Here is an 18,254-nt window from a genome sequence, read left to right on the forward strand (position 1 = left end):
ACGCGAATCACGCCAAAGTGGCCTTCGCGGCACGCCTGGGCGTCACGGGGCCGACCCCGGGCTAGAGCTCGTCGCGGCCGGCGCCGCGCGACGGCACCGCGGTGAACAGCCTGGGGTGGCGCAGATCCGCCGCTTCGTACGCGGCCTTCACCGCCCGGCCCACAGTGTCCACATCGGACTCGCGGACCAGTGCGATCGCCGAACCGCCGAAGCCGCCGCCGGTCATCCGCGCGCCGAGCGCCCCGGCTTCGCGGGCCGAATCGACGGCGAGGTCGAGTTCCCGGGTGGAGATCCGGTAGTCGTCGCGCATGCTGACGTGCGAGGCGTCCAAGTGGGGGCCGATCTCGGTGATCCGGCCCGCCCGCAGCAGGTCCACGGTATCGAGGACGCGCTGGTTCTCCGTCACCACGTGGCGCACCAGTGGTACGAGTTCGGACGGCAGCCTGTCGAGGGCGGCGTCCAGCCCGTCGACGTCGATGTCCCTCAGCGCCTTCACCTCGAGCAGCTCCGCGGCGCGCTCGCAGCCCGCCCGGCGTTCGCCGTAGCCGCCCTCGGCGTGCGAGTGCTTCGTGCGGGTGTCCATGATCAGGATCCGGACGCCGGATTCCTCCAGCGGGAACGGCACCTGCTCCAGTTCGCCGGAGCGGACGTCGAGGAACAGCACGTTCGATTCCGTGCAGCACAGGGAAGCGGTCTGGTCGAGCAGACCGGTCGGGGCACCGACGAAGTCGTTCTCCGAACGCTGCACCCAGCGGGCGACCTCGTGCAGGCCCGGCGAACCCGCGCCGGCCCCGGGAGTGATGTCCGCCAGCCCCAGGAGGGCGAGCGCGACCGCGCATTCGAGCGCGTGGGAGGAGGACAGGCCGGCCCCCGAGGGCACGTTTCCCGCGATCGCCACGTCCGCGCCGCCGCCGAGGCCCTGGTCACGCAGGACCCACGCGACCCCCGCCGGGTACGCGGCCCACCCTTCGACCGAGCCGGGCAGCAGATCGGCGATGGTGAGCGGGCCGGATTCCTGAACCTTGCCGTCCGAGCCGAGGGTGGCCACGGTCAGCACACCGTCCTCGCGCGGGGCCGCGGCGGCGGCGAGCCGGTGCGGGAGGGCGAAGGGCAGCACGAAACCGTCGTTGTAGTCGGTGTGCTCACCGATCAGGTTCACCCGGCCGGGCGCGGACCAGACTCCCGCCGGGGCCCGGCCGTGGAGGGCCTGGAAGGTCTCCGCGGCGTCGGACGCGGCGCTCACCTGGCCTGCGCCAGCACGGCGTGCAGCGCCGACACGGGAACCAGTGCGGTGCTGCTCCCGCCGGTGACCTCTATGGTCCCGCCGGGCGCCGCCTTGCCGACCTTGACCCGGCTGCCGGGCACGATGCCGACGGACTTGAGCTCCGTCATCAGCCTCTCGTCCAGCTGGACGTGCTCGGCGATACGGCGGATCTCGACCTCGCCGCCACCCATGCGGGCGAACTCGTCGAGCCGCACGAGATCGGCTTCGGCGGGCGGGGCGGGATCACCGTCGCCGAGCTTGTCCAGCCCCGGGATCGGGTTGCCGTAGGGCGAGGTGGTGGGGTGGTCGAGCAGCTTGACCAGCTTGCGCTCGACGGCCTCGCTCATCACGTGTTCCCAGCGGCAGGCTTCGTTGTGGACGTGCTCCCACTCCAGGCCGATGACATCGACCAGGAGGCGCTCGGCCAGGCGATGCTTGCGCATGACCGCGATGGCGAGCTCGCGACCGTGTTCGGTCAGCTGCAGGTGCCTGTCGTCCGCGACCACGACCAGCCCGTCGCGCTCCATCCTGGCGACGGTCTGGCTCACGGTCGGGCCGCTCTGCTGCAGCCGCTCCGCGATCCGGGCCCGCAGCGGGACGACACCTTCCTCTTCGAGCTCGTAGATCGTACGCAAGTACATCTCGGTGGTGTCGATGAGATCGTTCACGCTGTCCCCTTCGTCCGCGTTGCTCATCGTAGTCGCTGGCACCGACAGCGACGCAGGCGTGGGGAGAACAAGCGCCGAGGCGGGAAAAGTCCCCCAAGCTGGGCGTGAAGCGTGAGACGCGGAAAGATGGGCGGATGCGCCCCATGATCACCACCGGCCAACTCGCCGCGCAGCTGTCCGGGCCGGAATCGGCACGCTCCGTGATCCTCGACGTCCGGTGGCGGCTCGCCGGCCCGCCCGGTGCCGATTCCTACCGTGAGGCGCATCTCCCGGGCGCGGTGTACGTCGACCTCGACACGGCGCTCGCCGGTGAGCCGGGTGACGGCGGCCGTCATCCGCTTCCGGACCCGGAGACGTTGCAACGGCACCTGCGGGCGGCCGGGGTCCGCGCCGGTCACCCGGTCGTGGTTTACGACGACTCCGACGGTTCGGTCGCGGCCAGGGCGTGGTGGCTGCTGCGCTGGGCCGGGCACGCCGAGGTCGCCGTACTGGACGGCGGGTTCGCCGCCTGGGCCGGGGAAAAGCGCCCGCTCACCGGCGAGATCCCCTCGCCCGCGGAGGGCGACATCGTCGTGAAGCCCGGCGGCATGCCGGTGCTGGACGCGGACGGGGCCGCCACGCTCGCCAGGGACGGGCTGCTCTTCGACGCGCGGGCGAGGCCGAGGTACGCGGGGGAGACCGAGCCGATCGACCCGCGCGCCGGGCATATCCCCGGCGCGGTCAACGCGCCCTTCTCCGGGCATGTCGCGGAGGACGGTCGCTGGCGTGACGACTCGGAGCTGGCCGAGCGGTTCGAAGGCCTCGGCGTGACGCCGGGGACCCCGGTCGGTGTCTACTGTGGATCGGGGGTCACCGCCTCGTCCGTCGTGCTCGCGCTCGAGGTCGCCGGTCACCCGGAGCCCGCGGCGCTGTACGCGGGTTCGTGGTCCCACTGGTCCCGCGATCCGGAGCGCCCGGTCGCCACCGGGGACCTGCCCGGCTGACTCGCGCCGGGTCCGGAACGGGGCACGAGCCGCTTTCGGGCACTAGAGTTCGGGCCATGCGAGCACCGGCCGTCGTATGGGACTCCTCGCTGCTGGGTTACGACCTCGGCGGCGAGCATCCGTTCAACCCGGTCCGGCTCGAACTGACCATCCGGCTCGCCACCGAACTCGGCGTGCTCGACGGGGTCGAACTGCTCGTCCCCGGCCCGGCGGGCGAAGACGAGCTGCGCCGCGTGCACCTCGGCGAGTACCTCGAGGCCGTCCGGCAGGCGCCGATGACCGGAGCCGATTTCGCGCACGGGCTCGGCACGGAGGACAACCCGGTGTTCACCGGGATGCACGAGGCTTCCGCGCTGGTGGTGGGCTCGACGCTGCTGGCCGCGCGCAAGATCGCCGAGGGCGAGGCGACCAGGGCGGTGAACATCGCCGGCGGGCTGCATCACGCGATGCCGGGCAAGGCGTCGGGTTTCTGCGTCTACAACGACTGTTCGGTGGCGATGTCATGGCTGCTGGACCATGGCTTCGACCGCATCGCCTACGTCGACACCGACGTCCACCACGGAGACGGCGTGCAGGAGGCGTTCTACGACGACCCCCGGGTGCTGACCGTTTCCCTGCACCAGCACCCGTTCACGTTGTGGCCGGGCACGGGCTACTCGGCGGAGATCGGCAAGGGCGGGGCAGAGGGCACGGCGGTCAACCTGCCGCTGCCGCCGGGCACCCGAGACGGCGGATGGCTGCGGGCGTTCGAGGCGGTGGTGCCGTCACTGCTGGAGCAGTTCCGGCCACAGATCCTCGTCACCCAATGCGGCGTCGACTCCCACGAGGAAGACCCGCTGGCGGACCTCTCGCTCTCGGTGGACGGCCATCGCGCCATCTACCGGCGGCTGCGTGAACTGTCCGAAGCGCACGCCGGCGGCCGCTGGCTCGCCGTGGGCGGCGGTGGTTACCAGCTGATCCGGGTGGTGCCCCGGTCCTGGACCCATCTGCTCGCCACCGTGCTCGACCGCGACGTCGATCCGGCGACGGCCCTGCCGCCGAACTGGGTCGCGTCGATCTCCAGGGCGGCGCCGAAAGCCGAAATTCCGCCCGGCATGTCCGACGACCGCGACACCGCGTACGTCCCGTGGGGAGACGGGGCGGACGAGCCGGTCGACATCGCCATCCGCGACACCCGCCGGGCGATCTTCCCGCTGCACGGCCTCGATCCGGACGATCCGAGGGACTGACATGGCCAGTGAAGACACCAAACGCGACCCCTACGACTTCCCGCGGGAGTGGGAGGCCGACGTCCTGCTCTCCGACGGCGGCACGGTGCACCTGCGCCCGGTGATCCCCAGCGACGCCGACGGGCTCGTCGCCTTCCACGGGCGGTTGTCCGAACGCACCCGGTACTTCCGCTACTTCGGCGCCTATCCGCGGATCCCGCAGCGGGACCTCGAACGGTTCTCCGTCGTCGACCACCACGACAGGGTCGCCTTCGTCGCGCTGCTGGGCGACGACATCGTCGCGGTCGGCCGCTACGAACGGCTCGAACACGGACCGTCGGCCGAGGTCGCGTTCGTCGTCGACGACGCCCACCAGGGCCGCGGTCTCGGGTCGATCCTGCTGGAGCATCTGGCCGCCGCCGCCTCGGAATGCGGGCTTCGCCGCTTCGTCGCCGAGGTGCTCGCCGAGAACGCGGCGATGGTCCGCGTGTTCCGTGACGCGGGCTACCAGGTCAGCCGCGAGATCGAAGAAGGCGTGCTGCACCTGGAGTTCGACATCGACCCGACCGAGGAGTCGCTCGCGGTCGCCCGCTCCCGGGAGCAGGCCGCCGAGGCGCGCAGCGTGCACAACCTGCTGCACCCGAAGTCGGTCGCGGTGATCGGCGCGTCCACCGATCCGACGAAGATCGGCTACGTCGCCCTCACGAACCTGCTCAGCGCCGACTTCGCCGGCACGGTCTACCCGGTCAACCCCGAGCACAAGTCCGTCCGCGGCGTGCGTGCCTATCCGTCCGTGGTGGACATTCCCGAGGACGTCGACCTCGCGCTGGTCGCCGTGCCCGCCGAGGCCGTCGAGTCCGTTTTGGACGGTGCGCTGGCCAAGGGGGTCAAAACCCTCCTGATCGTCTCGGCCGGGTTCGCCGAGGCCGGTCCGCACGGGCTGCACGCCGAACTGAGACTGGTCGGGGAGGCCAGGGCGCACGGTATGCGGGTCGTCGGCCCGAACGCGCTGGGCGTGCTCAACACCGACGCCTCGGTCCGGCTCAACGCCACGCTAGCGCCGCGCCTGCCCGCGCGTGGCCGCACCGGGTTCTTCTGCCAGTCCGGCGCGCTGGGCACCGCGATCCTCGCCGACGCCGAATCGCGCGGTCTCGGGCTCTCGACGTTCGTCTCGGCGGGTAACCGGGCCGACGTCTCCGGCAACGACCTGCTCCAGTATTGGGAGACCGATCCCGCGACCGACCTCGTCCTGCTGTACCTGGAATCGTTCGGCAACCCACGCAAGTTCGCCCGCCTCGCGCGGCGGCTGGCGCGGACGAAGCCGGTGGTGGCGGTGAAATCCGGCAGGCACGCCGTCCGCCCGCAACTCGCCGCGACCTCGGCGGAGGTCGACGAGTCGAGCGTCCAAGCCCTGTTCGAACAGGCGGGCGTCGTCCGCGTCGACACGCTCGCACAGCTCTTCGACACCGCGCTGGTCTTCGCGCATCAGCCGCTGCCCGCCGGGCCGCGGGTCGCCATCGTGGGCAACTCCAGCGCCATCGGGCTGCTCGCCGCCGACACCGCGCGGGCGCACGGCCTCCGCCTGGGCGCCGACCCCGTCGACGTCGGGCCGCAGGCGAGCCCGGAGGAATTCGCCGCCGCCGTGCGCGAAGCACTCAACTCCCCGGAGACCGACGCGCTCGTCGTGGTCTTCGTGCCGCCGCTCGCGATCCCGGGCACGGCCTACGCCCGCGCGCTGCGGGACGCCGTCGTCGAGATGGACAAGAACAAGCCGATCGTGTCGACCTTCCTCGCCGTCGAGGGCGTGCCGGACGAGCTGGCCGTGTTGTCCGAGGACGGCGTGCCGACGCGGGGTTCGGTCCCCTCGTACCCCAGCCCCGAACGGGCGGTGAACGCGCTCGCGCGGGTCGTGCGCTACGCCGCCTGGCGGCAGCGGCCGCAGGGCAACCTGGTGCGGCCCGCGGGTCTGCATGCCGAGCAGGCGCAGGTGATCGTCGCCGAACTGCTGGCGGGTGAGGACGGCAAGACGACGCTGCTGTCCGAAGACGACGTCGTCCGGCTCCTGGGTTGCTACGGCATCGACGTCGTCCCGTTCCGGGTCGCCTCGTCCGCGGACGAAGCGGTGAAGGCGGCAGAGGAGCTGGGGTTCCCGATCACCCTCAAGGCCGTCGACGAACGGCTGCGCGGCAGGCCGGACCTCGCGGGCGTGCGGCTCGATCTGTCCTCTGTGGACGGAGTGCGCCGGGCGTACTCCGATCTGCGCGAGATCTCCCACGACGACGAGGTCTACGTCCAGCGGATGGCGCCCAAGGGTATTTCGTGCGTGGTCGGGCTGCAGGACGATCCGTCGTTCGGCACGCTCGTGTCGTTCGGTCTCTCCGGGCTGGTCAGCACGCTGCTGGGGGACCGGGCCTACCGCGCCGTCCCGCTCACCGACGTCGACGCCGCCACCCTCCTGCGCGAGCCGCGGGCGTCGCCGCTGCTCACCGGGTACCGCGGCGACGAACCGGCGGATCTGGCCGCGCTCCAGGACATCGTGCTGCGTGTCGCGGCGCTCGCGGAGGACAACCCCGAGGTCCGCTCGATGACGCTCGACCCGATCCTGGCCTCGCCCGACGGCGCTTTCGTCGCCAACGCCCGGATCGTGCTGGGTCCGCCGCCTACCCGTCCCGACACCGGGCCGCGACGGCTGCGGCCGATCAACGCCCCTACTTGAGCCCGGGGAGCATCACGGCGAGCACGCTCACCGCCAGCGGCGCGAGGATCCCGAACGCCGCCGCGACGATTTTGCCCACCGTGGCGTCGGTCCCGAACAGCTTGGTCAGCCGGGCGCGTCCGGCGAGCCAGTCCTCGGTCGGCCGCGCGTCGGAAGGCAGCGGATAGATCTCGTCGATCAGCCGGAGACACCGGGTCTTCCACGCGAGGAACACCGGGACGTAGAGCAGGAGCGAGATCGCGGTGAACAGCGCGCCGTAAAGCAGCACGTTTTCCGGCGGGAAGGCCTCTTTCGGGGTGCCTGTCGCGAGGAACGCCCGGCGCTGGGCTCCGGCGTCGATGACCGCCGTGGACACAATGAGCGCCAGCACGGCGAGACACGCTCCGTTGGCGCGCTTGCATTCGAGGAGTTCGCCGAGCACGTCGACGGCCCGCTCCCTGATCTCGCCGTCGAACACCCGCGAGATCCGGCGGAGGCGCGTGTGGTTGAGCCACAGGCCCAGCACCGCGGGCGCCGCCGCGATCAGGCCGAGGGCGAGCAGGGTCCGCGAGACCCCGATCGCCGTCGTGGGTTTGAGGTCGCCGATCGGCGAGCCGGCCTTCCACTGGAAAGCAAAGAGAATCACCGCGAAAATCCCGTACGCCAGAGCCGGTTTCCAGACCGCGACCCCGGCCAGGCGGCGCCAGGCCGTGAGGTGGACCGAAGGCGCGAACAGGAAGGCGAACAGCACCACCGACGCCGCGATGAGCATCGACCACACGCCGAACCCGCCGGTGTCCGCCAGCGCCCGGTTGCCTCGCGAGCCGAGCACCGCCCGGGTCAGCAGGCCGAGTCCGGCGAAGGCGCCGAGCGCGAGCACGCTGATCACGAGCGGCCAGAGCCAATGCTTCCTCAGGCGCGTCACGCCGTCAGTGTCCCGCGAACGACGCCGATCAGGAATCCCAACCCAGGGGCGACCGGGCGGCGAGATCCGCGTCGTGGCCGGTGAACTCCGCGATATCGCGTCGGATCGTGTTGTGGAACGCGACGATCTCGCCGTCGTGGACGAGTTTCGTCTGTACCCCGCGGACCTGCCCGGCGAGGGGACCGGCGGGGATGGACAGCACGGTCGCCGTGTGCACGAGGTCGAATCCGCCGCCGAGCGGGCGGCTCGACAACTGGCGGATCTCCAGCGTGCTACCGCGGTAGATGGTGTCGAAGATGTTCTGGAGCTCGCGAGTGATTGTCGCGCGGCCGCGCTGGATGCGGCCGACGACGTCGACGAAGTCCGCGTCCTCGGCGAAGCACGCGGCCCACGCCGCCCCGTCGCCCGCGTTCCAGGCGCGTTCCAGCTCGGTGATGATCTCCTCGATGGTCAACGCTATCCTTTCGTGTAACATCGATCCATTGTTTAGAACAACGTTCCAACTTTCAGGAGCATACATGTCCGCCGACCTGCCCGGCATCGTCCGGTTGCGCGACCGTCGTGAGGCGCTGACGCTGCGCACGATCCTGACGGCGGCCCGCGGGCTGTTCGCCGAACGCGGGTACGCGCGGACGCCGATCCGCCTCATCGCTCAGGAAGCGGGGGTGTCCCCGCAGACCATCTACGCCCACTTCGGTTCGAAGGCCGGTGTTCTCGGCGGGCTCGTCGATCTCCTCGACGACGAAGCCGGGATTCCCGACCTCGTCGCCGAGGCGCGGCGGACCGAAGACCCGGTCGAACTGCTCGGCCTGCTGGCCAGGGTCGCGCGCCAGGTCCGGGAACGCTGCGGCGACATCGTCACGATGCTGGGCTCCGGTGCCGCCGTCGACCCGGACATCGCCGCGACACAGGCGGAAGGCGCCCGGCGCAACCGGCTCGGTGTCGAGATGGTCATCGACCGGGTCCGGGAGAGCGGGCGTGCCGTGGCGCCCAGGGCCGCGGATGTCGCCGTGGCCCTGATGAGCGCCGACGTCCACGCCAGCCTTGTCACCGAGGCCGGGTGGAGCCACGACGACTACGAAGCCTGGCTCAAGGACACGCTGGTCGCTTCGCTGCTTCGGTGACGCAGCGTCTTGCCGAAGAACGCCGAGAGCCGCGCGCGCTGCGTGGCGACGCTCCGCGCCGGGTCGATGGTGCCGACGAACGCGGCCGGAGCGTTGCCCAGTTGCGGCAACAGCGTCTGGTAATCGGTGAAGCTGAAGTGTTCACCGTCCGGTAGCCGCGCGTCGCAAGTCCAGCCGCGCTGGTTGCGCAGGAACTCCTGCCAGGACGCGTCCGGCGCCGCGCGGTGGTCGCCGGCGCTCATCGGCAAGATCACCGGTGCCGACCCTGGAATCGCCCGCGGCTCACGGCCCCCCGCGTTTAGTCCTCTGGATGCGGTAGTTGCCAAGGCGAACTACCGCATCCAGAGGACTAAACGCGGGGGTAGCGTAGCTCTTGGGCGTCGCGTGTCCCGTCCGCCGCCAGTTCCCGTTTGAGTACCTTGTGCGTCGCCGTCCGCGGTAGTTCGCCGAGCGTGCGCATGTACCGGGGCCACTGCTTCGGCCCGAGATCGGCTTGTGCGGCAACGAAAGCGGCGAACTCGGCCGCGTCGATCGGCGACCGGCAGACCAGGGCGGCCATCACCTGGTCGCCCACCCGCGGATCCGGCACCCCGTACACGGCGGCCTCGCCGACCGAGGGATGGCGGAGGAGCGCGCGTTCGATCGGTGCGGTACCGAGGTTCTCGCCGTCGACCCGGAGCCAGTCGCCGAGCCGTCCCGCGAAGTAGCAGTAGCCGTCCGCGTCGAGGTATGCCAGGTCGCCGGTGTGGTACATCCCGTCGCGCATCCGCTCGGCCTCGGCGACCGGATCGCCGTAGTAGCCGGCGAAGAACCCGGGCCCGCCTGTGTTGACCAGCTCGCCGACCGCCTCGGCGGCGTTGAGCAGCTTTCCGCGCGCGTCGAATTCCCCCGGGGGACAGGGTTTCCCGGTCTCCGGATCGAGTACGGCGACGCCTTCGAGCAGACGGCCGAGTGAACCGGCCGGGGTGGTGGCGTCCCGGCCGAAGTTCACGCCGCCCTCGGTCGAGCCGAACGCGTCGACGACGTGGCAACCGAAGCGCATGCCGAAAGCGGCGAGGTCGGCTTCCGCGCCTTCGTTACCGTAGAACAGTTTCAAGGGGTTGTCGGCGTCGTCGTCCCGCTCGGGAGTGGTGAGCACATAGGACAGCGGCTTGCCGACGTAGTTGGCGTAGGTCGCACCGAACTTCCGCACGTCCGGCAGGAAACCCGAGGCGGAGAACCGTCGTCGCAGCGCGATCCCCGCACCCGCTGCGAGGCCGACCGACCAGCCCGCCATGATGGCGTTGGAGTGGAACAGCGGCATCGACACGTACACGGTGTCCTGTGTGGACAGGCCGAATCGGGTCGCCAGCATCTCGCCGGGGTAGGCGATCTTCCCGTGCGTGCACCGGACGGCCTTCGGGTCGCCGCTGGTGCCGGAGGTGAAGATCAGCATGAGCAGGTCTTCGGGCTTCGCGGCCACGGGGGCGACGGCCTCCGGCGCCGGCTTGAGCTCGCTCAGTGGCAGCACCGGGACACCGGCCTCGGACAGAAGCGGGAGGTACTTCTCCTCGGCGAACACCAGCTCGCAGTCGGCCAGCGCGACGTCGCGGGCCAGCGCCGCGCCCCGGCGCGTCGGGTTCAGGCCGACCAGTACGCGCCCCGAAAGCGCCGCGCCGCCGAGCAGGAACGAGAACTCGGGGACGTTGTCCGCCAGCAGCCCGAAATGCCCGCGGGGCCGCAGGATCGCGGCGAGCGCGGCCGCGTATCCGGCGCAGGCCCGGACGTGTTCGGCCCAGGTCCATCGCCGGTTTTCGAACAGCAGCCCGGTCGAGCGGTCCTCCGCCCGCGCGAGCAGGAGTTCCGTGACCGTGGCGGTCACGCCGGGTCCGCGGCCAGCAGGTCGCCGAGCCCCCGTAGTTGCGCGGTCGCGCCGCCCAAGGTGAACTCGAGCCGTTTCGCCGCGACGAAGTAGCGATGCAGGGTGTGGTCGACGTCGATGCCGACCCCGCCATGGATGTGCACGGCCGTGTGCGCGACGCGATGCCCGGCTTCCGCCGCCCAGAACTTCGCCGTCGCGACCTCTCCGGCCGCCGGAAGGCCCTCGATGAGCCGCCAGGCGGCCTGCCACAACGTCAACCGGACGGCTTCGACGTCGACGTAGGCGTCGGCGAGCCGCTGCCGCACCGCCTGGAAACTCCCGATGAGATGGCCGAACTGCTTGCGCTCCCGCGCGTACGCCGCGGTGAGCTCCAGCGCCCGTTCGACGACGCCGAGCTGCTGGGCGCAGACGCCGATCGTGGCCCGCAGTCGCAGCCATTCGCCGATGTCACCCAGTGAGGTCGCGGCTTTCGCGCCGGACAGTTCGACGAGCGCCGCGTCGGCGTGATCGACGGTCCGCTGCGGGGAAACGGTCACCGCGTCCCGGTCGAGCAGGAACACCTGCCGTCCGCCGTCGATGGCGGCTTCGACGAGGAACCCGTGCGCGAAGGCGCCCGAAGCCACCGCGGTCTGGGCGCCGGTCAGCCGCCAGCCGTCGCCGTCGGCCTCGGTGGTGAACCCGCATGGCACGCCGTAATCCGGCAGTGCCACCGCGAGGACGTGGTCGCCGCGCAGGACCGGGACGACCCAACGCTCCGCGAGCCGCCCGTCCCCGAACTCGGCCACCGCCGCCGCGCCGAGGACGACCGACGTCAGATAAGGCACCGGCGCGACCGCGCGGCCGATCTCGGCCAGTACGGAACACTGCTCCAGCAGCCCGAACCCGCCACCGCCGACCGACTGCGGCAGTGCGGCGTCGAGCACCCCCGCCTGGGCCAGTGAAGTCCACAGTGGAGCGTCGAACCCGCCGGAACCATGCGGTCCCAGCACATCGGGAGTGACCTTGTCCGTCAGGATCCGGTTCGTGAGCGACGCGAGATCCTTCTGCGCTTCGGTCAGCGTGAAGTCCATCGATATCTCCTAGCGCGTGACGGGCAGGCCGAGGGCGGTCGCGGCGATCATGTCCCGCTGGATCTCGTTGGCGCCGCCGCCGAAGGTGAGGATCAGTGACGAGCGGTGCAGCCGTTCGATCCGGCCGCGCAACAGGGCGCCGGGGGAACCGTCGCGGACGACGGCGCCCGCGCCGAGGATCTCCATCATCAGCCGGTAGGCCTCGATCGCGAACTCCGTGCCGAACACCTTGGTCGCCGACGCCTCCGCCGGGCCGAGGTCACCGCTCGCGGCCGCCCAGGCGATCCGCCAGTTCCGCAGTTTCAGGTACTCGGCGTGCGCGTGGACCCGCGCCAGATGCAACCGCACCCACGGCCGGTCGATGACACGGGAGCCGTCAGGCAGTTTCGTGGCCTGCGCCCAGGTCCGCACCTCGCGCAGCGACGTCTGGATCGGCGCGGCCGAGGTCAGCGCGACCCGTTCGTGGTTGAGCTGGTTCGTGATGAGCGGCCAGCCCTCGTTCTCCCCGGCGACCCGGGAGGTCACCGGCACGCGCACGTCGTCGTAGTAGGTCGCGCTCGTGCCAGGGCCGGCGACCGTGTGCACCTTCGTCCAGGAAAAGCCCGGCGCCGACGTCGGCACGATCAGCATGCTCAGGCCCTTGTGCCGGTGGGCGTCGGGATCGGTGCGGGCGGCCAGCCAGATGTAGTCGGCGTACTCGATCAGGCTCGTCCACATCTTCTGGCCGTTGATGACGTAGTCGTCGCCGTCGCGGATCGCGCGGGTGCGCAGCGCCGCCAGGTCGGTCCCCGCGCCCGGTTCGGAGTAGCCGATCGCGAAGTGCAGCTCGCCGGCGGCGATCTTCGGCAGGTAGAACGCCTTCTGTTCTTCGGTGCCGTAACGCATGATGGTCGGCCCGACGGTGTTCACCGTGAGAAACGGGACGGGCACCCCCGCCGCGGCCGCCTCGTCGGTGAAGACGAGCTGGTCCAGCATCGAGCGGTCCTGCCCGCCGTACTCGCGGGACCAGCCGATCGCGAGCCAGCCCGAACTGCCGAGGTCCCGGACGATTTCCTTGTACACCAGGGCGTCGCCGTACTCGCCGCCGTCACCGGCCAGGGCTTCGCGGCGTTCGGGGGTCATCAGCCCGGCGAAGTACTCCCGGAGTTCCCCGGCCAGTGCGCGCTGCTCCGGCGTGTAGTCGATCCGCATCCGTCACCTCTGCCGTCGGTGCTCGTTACTGGTGCCATGGCCGCCCGCGGCGGTAGGGTAGAACCTGTTCTAGTTGTACCAGGTGTGACGGCGAGGAGGGAATATGGAGATCGGCGTCGATCGCTCGCTCTGCGAGGCGAACGCGATCTGTGTCGGCTTCGCGCCGGAGGTCTTCGATCTGGACGACGACGAGGAGCTTGTCCTGGCGTCGGCCAAGGTTCCGCATAATCAAGTAGAACGTGTTTCTCAAGCTGTGGCGAGCTGTCCGAAAAACGCGCTGCTCATACGTGGTTAGCACCGTTTATTTGACGCTTGCATACAGCGAGAACAGATTCTAATGTGTGGGGAGAGGCAAGGAGGCCCGGAGTGAGTTTGGACGGCAAGACGGCCATCGTGACCGGAGCCGGCGCGGGACTCGGCCGGGCCGAGGCGCTGGCACTGGCCGCCGCGGGGGCGTCGGTGGTGGTTAACGACGTGTCGGCCGCGGCGCAGGCGGTGGCCGACGAGATCGAGGTCGAAGGCGGCAAGGCTGTCGCGGTCACCGGCGACGTCTCGGAGTCCTCGACCGCGGACGAACTGCTCACCGCCGCCGTCGACCACTTCGGCGGTCTGCACGTCCTGGTCAACAACGCCGGCGTGCTGCGCGACCGGATGCTGTTCTCGATGTCCGACGAGGAATGGGACACGGTGCTCCGGGTCCACCTTCGCGGGCACTTCCTGCTTTCCCGCAACGCCGGGGCGTACTGGCGTGACAAGTCCAAAGTAGACGGAGCGCCGGTGTACGGCCGGGTGGTCAACACCGCGTCGGAGTCGTTCCTGCTCGGCGCTCCCGGCCAGCCGAACTACGGCGCCGCGAAAGCGGGCATCGTCGCGCTCACCGTCTCCACCGCGCGCGGCCTTTCCCGCTACGGTGTCCGCGCCAACGCGATCTGCCCCCGCGCCCGCACCGCGATGACCGAAGCCGTCTTCGGAGCCGACGCGCCGGAGGGGATCGACCCGCTTTCGGTCGACCACGTGGCGCCGTTCGTGTCCTTCCTCTGCTCGCCGGAATCCGACCGGATCAACGGCCAGGTCTTCCTCGTCCACGGCGGGATGGTCGCGCTGATGCGGCCGCCTTCGGTGGAACAGCGGTTCGACACCGTCAACGGCATCTGGACCGCCGACGAACTCGCCGCCGGCGTGGGCGGCTACTTCGCCGACCGCGACCCGGAACGGATGTTCTCCGCCTCCGAGATCATGTCGCTGCCGTGAACAACAGGAACAGGTGTGGATGACGATGGGCAGGCTCGACGGCAAGGTAGCGCTGATCACCGGCGGCGCCCGCGGGCAGGGCGAGGCGGCCGCGCGGTTGTTCGTGGCCGAGGGCGCGCGTGTGGTGATCGCCGACATCAACGACCCCGACGGCGAGAAACTCGCCGCCGATCTCGGCGAATCGGCCGTCTACCAGCATCTGGACGTCGGCGACGAGGCTGCATGGGACGCCGCGATCGAGCGCGCCCGTTCGGAGTTCGGCCCGCCGACCGTACTGGTCAACAACGCGGGCATCCTGCACTTCTCGGAATTGGGCAAGACCACGCTCGCCGACTACGAACGCGTCATCCGGGTCAATCAGATCGGGGCGTTTCTCGGGATGCGTTCGGTCGTTGAACCGATGACCGGAGCCGGGGGCGGCTCCATCGTCAACGTGTCCTCAGTGGAAGGCCTCGCCGGGATGCCGTTCCTCGTCGCCTACACCGCGAGCAAGTTCGCGATCCGCGGGATGACCAAGGTCGCGGCGCTCGAACTCGGCGCGAAGAACATCCGGGTCAATTCGGTCCATCCCGGGGCGATCGACACCCCGATGGTCGCCGCCGCCGCGGGCGGGCGGAAAGTCGACATGTCGTGGGTGGGCAAGAAGGTCGCCTTGGGCCGCGTCGGGCAGCCGGAGGACATCGCGAAACTCGTGTTGTTCCTGGCCAGTGACGAAAGCTCGTACAGCACGGGTTCGGAATTCGTCGCGGACGGCGGAGCGACCGCGACGCACGCACTCAGATTTTGACTGGGCGCGAAGCGCCTCCGTTGAGGGCGGTGGCGGGGGCATGGACGGACTGACGCGGAGGTGCCGAGAGCAGAGTGAACACCGCCGACGCGATGGGGCGTTGACAGGTGGAAAAAACTCGGGGCAGGCTACTGGGAGGTTCTGTGAACGCATCGGTGTCCGTCCCGGGTACGGGTGCGCTCATCCAGGTCGGCAGGCTCGCGACCTTGTCGTGGGAAGTCCTGCGCGCGATCTTCAAACGCCCGTTCCAGTTCCGCGAGTGGATTCAGCAGTGCTGGTTCTTCGCCAGTGTCACCATCCTGCCGACGGCGTTGGTCGCGATCCCGTTCGGCGCGGTCATCGCCTTGCAGCTGGGCTCGCTGACGCAGCAGATCGGCGCGCAGTCGTTCACCGGCGCCGCGAGCGCGCTCGCGATCGTGCAACAGGCGAGCCCGTTGATCACCGCGCTGCTCGTGGCGGGCGCGGGTGGCAGCGCGGTCTGCGCCGATATCGGTGCCCGCAAGATTCGCGAAGAGATCGACGCGATGGAAGTCCTCGGGGTCAACCCGATCCAGCGCCTGATCGTGCCCCGGGTACTCGCGGCCATCGTGGTTTCGGTACTGCTGAACGGTTTGGTCAGCGTCGTCGGCGTGCTCGGCGGGTACTTCTTCAACGTCGTCATGCAGGGCGGCACGCCGGGTGCGTACCTCGCCAGCTTCAACGCGCTCGCGCAGGTGCCGGACCTGTGGATCAGTGAGATCAAGGCGCTGCTCTACGGTTTCGTCGCCGGGGTGGTGGCGGCGTTCCGCGGGCTGAATCCGGCGGGCGGGCCGAAGGGCGTCGGCGACGCGGTGAACCAGGCCGTGGTCATCACGTTCCTGCTGCTGTTCCTGATCAACGTCGTGCTGACCGCGATCTACCTGCGGATCGTGCCGCCGAAGGCGATGTGACATGGCGAGCGAACCCGCTGTTCCGGATCGGACGCTCGAGATCATCGCGCGTCCCGGCGCGATGCTGGAAGGCTTCGGCGGCCAGCTGTCGTTCTACTTCCGTGCGCTGGCCTGGACCCCGCGCACGATCCGGCGCTACGGCCGCGAGATCTTCCGCCTGCTGACCGAAGTCAGCTTCGGCACCGGCGCGCTCGCGGTGATCGGCGGGACGCTCGGCGTGATGATCGGGATGACGCTGTTCACCGGGCTCATCGTCGGCCTGCAGGGCTACTCGGCGCTGAACCAGCTCGGCACCGCCGCGCTCACCGGGTTCATCTCGGCCTATTTCAACACCCGCGAGGTCGCGCCGCTCTCGGCCGGGCTCGCGCTCTCGGCCACCGTCGGCTGCGGGTTCACCGCGCAACTGGGCGCCATGAAGATTTCCGAGGAGATCGACGCGCTCGAAGTGATGGGCGTGCCGAGCCTGCCGTACCTGGTGACGACGCGGGTGATCGCCGGCGTCACCGCGGTCATCCCGCTCTACGCCGTCGGCCTGCTCTCGTCCTACCTCGCCTCGCGGCAGATCACCATCTGGCTCTACGGCCAATCCGCGGGAACCTACGACCACTACTTCACGCTCTTCCTGCCGCCCGAGGACGTGCTCTGGTCGTTCCTCAAGGTGATCATCTTCAGCGTGCTCGTCATCCTGTCCCATTGCTATTACGGCTACACCGCCAGCGGTGGGCCCGCCGGGGTCGGTGTCGCGGTCGGGCGCGCGGTGCGGACCTCGATCGTGCTGATCTCGGTACTCGACTTCTTCCTCAGCCTCGCGATCTGGGGCGCCACGACGACGGTGAGGATTTCCGGGTGAACAGGAGGATTCTGCTGCAGCGGCTCCGGCACCAGGTGCTGGGGCTGATCTTCCTCGTGGTGGTCGTGCTGTTCTTCGTCACCACCATCGCCTTCTACCAGAAGGCCTTCACCACGGTGACCCTGGTGAGGCTGGAGACCGACCGCGTCGGCAACCAGATGCGCGAGGGCGCGGACGTCAAGGTGCGCGGGATGGTCGTCGGCGAAGTCCGGAAGATCCAGGCGCACGGTGATCGGGCGACGATGGAACTGGCGCTGCACCCGGACAAGACGTCGGTCATTCCGTCGAACGTGTCCGCTCGGCTGCTGCCGAAGACGTTGTTCGGTGAGCGGTATGTCGCTTTGCAGGTCCCCGAGAAGCCGGAGCGGCACATCGCCGAGGGTGACGTCATCCCGCAGGACCGCAGCAGCAGCGCGATCGAGCTGGAAACCGTGCTGGGCAACGTGATGCCGTTGCTGCAGGCCGTCCAGCCGGAGAAGATGGCCAGCACGCTCAACGCCGTCGCGTCCGCTTTGGACGGTCAGGGCAAGCAACTCGGCACGACGCTGGCCGGGCTTTCGGACTACCTCGGGAAGCTGAACCCGTCGCTGCCCGATCTCAAGGCCGACATCACCGGACTCGCCGACGCCGCCGTGATCTACGACAAGGCCGCGCCGGATCTGCTGGCCGCGCTGTCGGATCTGACCACCACGAGCAAGACCCTGGTCGAAGGCCAGCGCGGTCTCGCCGACGTCTACTCGACGGTGACCGCCGCTTCGATCGACCTGACGAGCTTCCTGAAAGTGAACCAGGACAACCTGATCCGGCTCACCACCAGCCTGCAGCCCACGTTGGACGTCCTCGCGAAGTACGCGCCGGAGTACCCATGCCTGCTCAAGCAGCTCGCCGGATCGGTGCCCCGCGCGGAACTCGCGTTCGGCAAGGGCACCGCGCATCCCGAGGTCAGCCGGGTGACCATCGAGTTCACGCCGAGCCGGGGCAAGTACCTGCCCGGTGTCGACGAGCCGAAGTACAACGACAAACGCGGCCCGAGGTGCTACCCCGAGGTGCCGCCGCCGGGACGCTGGCCGCAGTACCCGCCGGACGGCGCCATCGACGACGGATCCTCGAAACCCGCGCCGCCGCGCGACCCCGACGGCACCCTGCCCTCGAACGGGACCTTGCCTTCGGGCGGGAGCGCGGGCGGTTCGGTGGTGAACACACCCGACGAACAACGGCTGATCGACCTGCTCGTGTCGCCTGCCATGGGCACGACGCCGGACCAGGTACCGAACTGGGGCAGTCTGCTGGTGGGGCCGCTGTACCGCGGGGCGGAGGTGGAGCTGCGATGAGCCGCGACGCGAACGTGAGGCAGGAACCGAACCTGCGGACACGCGTCGGTACAGGTGGTCGTGGGGGGGGGGGGGGGGGGGGGGGGGGGGGGAGGAAAGAAATCCACACGCACCCGC

General features: G+C 70.0%; 18 protein-coding genes. 10 read left to right on the forward strand and 8 right to left on the reverse strand.

Annotation, left to right across the window (positions count from 1 at the left end):
- Positions 1 to 61: 61 nt before the first annotated feature.
- Together galK and ACZ6DT_RS30095 are read right to left on the reverse strand one after the other, a co-directional pair.
- On the reverse strand, positions 62 to 1,243 hold the full coding sequence (galK, locus tag ACZ6DT_RS30090; protein WP_465601615.1) for a galactokinase: 1,182 nt from the start codon (positions 1,241 to 1,243) through the stop codon (positions 62 to 64).
- Complete coding sequence (locus tag ACZ6DT_RS30095; RefSeq protein ID WP_465601617.1) at positions 1,240 to 1,959, reverse strand: metal-dependent transcriptional regulator; 720 nt, start codon at positions 1,957 to 1,959, stop codon at positions 1,240 to 1,242. The genes galK and ACZ6DT_RS30095 overlap by 4 nt, the downstream gene beginning before the upstream one ends.
- Positions 1,960 to 2,066: 107 nt before the next feature.
- Between ACZ6DT_RS30095 and ACZ6DT_RS30100 the strand changes: the two genes are divergently transcribed.
- Genes ACZ6DT_RS30100 through ACZ6DT_RS30110 form a run of 3 tightly spaced genes read left to right on the forward strand, consistent with a single transcriptional unit; the run spans position 2,067 to position 6,839 of the window.
- The gene (locus ACZ6DT_RS30100; protein WP_465601620.1) at positions 2,067 to 2,915 is read left to right on the forward strand and encodes a sulfurtransferase; all 849 of its coding nucleotides are present in this window, start codon (positions 2,067 to 2,069) and stop codon (positions 2,913 to 2,915) included.
- Between the two features lie 56 nt (positions 2,916 to 2,971).
- Entirely contained in the window at positions 2,972 to 4,144 is a 1,173-nt protein-coding gene (locus ACZ6DT_RS30105) for an acetoin utilization protein AcuC (RefSeq protein WP_465601622.1), read from the forward strand.
- Position 4,145: 1 nt separating this feature from the next.
- Positions 4,146 to 6,839 carry a bifunctional acetate--CoA ligase family protein/GNAT family N-acetyltransferase gene (locus tag ACZ6DT_RS30110; protein WP_465601625.1) on the forward strand — a complete coding sequence of 898 codons (2,694 nt, stop codon included), beginning with the start codon at positions 4,146 to 4,148 and terminating at the stop codon, positions 6,837 to 6,839.
- Here ACZ6DT_RS30110 and ACZ6DT_RS30115 read toward each other — a convergent pair.
- Together ACZ6DT_RS30115 and ACZ6DT_RS30120 are read right to left on the reverse strand one after the other, a co-directional pair.
- Positions 6,832 to 7,743 carry a hypothetical protein gene (locus ACZ6DT_RS30115; protein WP_465601628.1) on the reverse strand — a complete coding sequence of 304 codons (912 nt, stop codon included), beginning with the start codon at positions 7,741 to 7,743 and terminating at the stop codon, positions 6,832 to 6,834. The two genes, ACZ6DT_RS30110 and ACZ6DT_RS30115, sit on opposite strands and share 8 nt — an antisense overlap.
- A gap of 28 nt (positions 7,744 to 7,771) precedes the next feature.
- The gene (locus tag ACZ6DT_RS30120; RefSeq protein ID WP_465601631.1) at positions 7,772 to 8,197 is read right to left on the reverse strand and encodes an SgcJ/EcaC family oxidoreductase; all 426 of its coding nucleotides are present in this window, start codon (positions 8,195 to 8,197) and stop codon (positions 7,772 to 7,774) included.
- Positions 8,198 to 8,261: 64 nt separating this feature from the next.
- Here ACZ6DT_RS30120 and ACZ6DT_RS30125 point away from each other — a divergent pair, with 64 nt between their 5' ends.
- Complete coding sequence (locus ACZ6DT_RS30125) at positions 8,262 to 8,867, forward strand: TetR/AcrR family transcriptional regulator (protein WP_465601634.1); 606 nt, start codon at positions 8,262 to 8,264, stop codon at positions 8,865 to 8,867.
- Here ACZ6DT_RS30125 and ACZ6DT_RS30130 read toward each other — a convergent pair.
- The 4 genes from ACZ6DT_RS30130 to ACZ6DT_RS30145 all read right to left on the reverse strand — a co-directional run bounded on the left by ACZ6DT_RS30130 (position 8,819) and on the right by ACZ6DT_RS30145 (position 12,989).
- Positions 8,819 to 9,121, reverse strand: coding sequence for a hypothetical protein (locus ACZ6DT_RS30130; RefSeq protein ID WP_465601637.1), 303 nt, complete (start codon positions 9,119 to 9,121; stop codon positions 8,819 to 8,821). The genes ACZ6DT_RS30125 and ACZ6DT_RS30130 overlap by 49 nt on opposite strands.
- A gap of 95 nt (positions 9,122 to 9,216) precedes the next feature.
- Entirely contained in the window at positions 9,217 to 10,728 is a 1,512-nt protein-coding gene (locus ACZ6DT_RS30135) for a long-chain-fatty-acid--CoA ligase (protein ID WP_465601639.1), read from the reverse strand.
- Positions 10,725 to 11,798, reverse strand: coding sequence for an acyl-CoA dehydrogenase family protein (locus ACZ6DT_RS30140; protein ID WP_465601642.1), 1,074 nt, complete (start codon positions 11,796 to 11,798; stop codon positions 10,725 to 10,727). Before ACZ6DT_RS30140 ends, ACZ6DT_RS30135 begins: the two co-directional genes overlap by 4 nt.
- A gap of 9 nt (positions 11,799 to 11,807) precedes the next feature.
- A complete protein-coding gene (locus ACZ6DT_RS30145) occupies positions 11,808 to 12,989 on the reverse strand; it encodes an acyl-CoA dehydrogenase family protein (RefSeq protein ID WP_465601645.1) in 1,182 nt (393 codons plus the stop codon).
- 103 nt (positions 12,990 to 13,092) lie between these two features.
- Between ACZ6DT_RS30145 and ACZ6DT_RS30150 the strand changes: the two genes are divergently transcribed.
- The 6 genes from ACZ6DT_RS30150 to ACZ6DT_RS30175 all read left to right on the forward strand — a co-directional run bounded on the left by ACZ6DT_RS30150 (position 13,093) and on the right by ACZ6DT_RS30175 (position 18,137).
- Positions 13,093 to 13,284, forward strand: a complete 192-nt coding sequence (locus ACZ6DT_RS30150; RefSeq protein WP_465601648.1) for a ferredoxin — start codon at positions 13,093 to 13,095, stop codon at positions 13,282 to 13,284.
- A 71-nt stretch (positions 13,285 to 13,355) separates the two neighbouring features.
- Entirely contained in the window at positions 13,356 to 14,240 is an 885-nt protein-coding gene (locus ACZ6DT_RS30155) for a 3-oxoacyl-ACP reductase (protein ID WP_465601651.1), read from the forward strand.
- A 25-nt stretch (positions 14,241 to 14,265) separates the two neighbouring features.
- Positions 14,266 to 15,027, forward strand: a complete 762-nt coding sequence (locus tag ACZ6DT_RS30160; RefSeq protein ID WP_465601730.1) for a glucose 1-dehydrogenase — start codon at positions 14,266 to 14,268, stop codon at positions 15,025 to 15,027.
- Between the two features lie 143 nt (positions 15,028 to 15,170).
- On the forward strand, positions 15,171 to 15,956 hold the full coding sequence (locus ACZ6DT_RS30165; RefSeq protein ID WP_091597335.1) for an MlaE family ABC transporter permease: 786 nt from the start codon (positions 15,171 to 15,173) through the stop codon (positions 15,954 to 15,956).
- 1 nt (position 15,957) lies between these two features.
- Positions 15,958 to 16,806 (forward strand): MlaE family ABC transporter permease, encoded by an 849-nt coding sequence (locus ACZ6DT_RS30170; RefSeq protein WP_465601654.1) that lies wholly within the window; start codon positions 15,958 to 15,960, stop codon positions 16,804 to 16,806.
- A complete protein-coding gene (locus ACZ6DT_RS30175) occupies positions 16,803 to 18,137 on the forward strand; it encodes an MCE family protein (protein WP_465601657.1) in 1,335 nt (444 codons plus the stop codon). Before ACZ6DT_RS30170 ends, ACZ6DT_RS30175 begins: the two co-directional genes overlap by 4 nt.
- The last annotated feature ends 117 nt before the right edge of the window (positions 18,138 to 18,254 follow it).

The sequence above is a fragment of the Amycolatopsis sp. NPDC041971 genome, assembly GCF_055588925.1.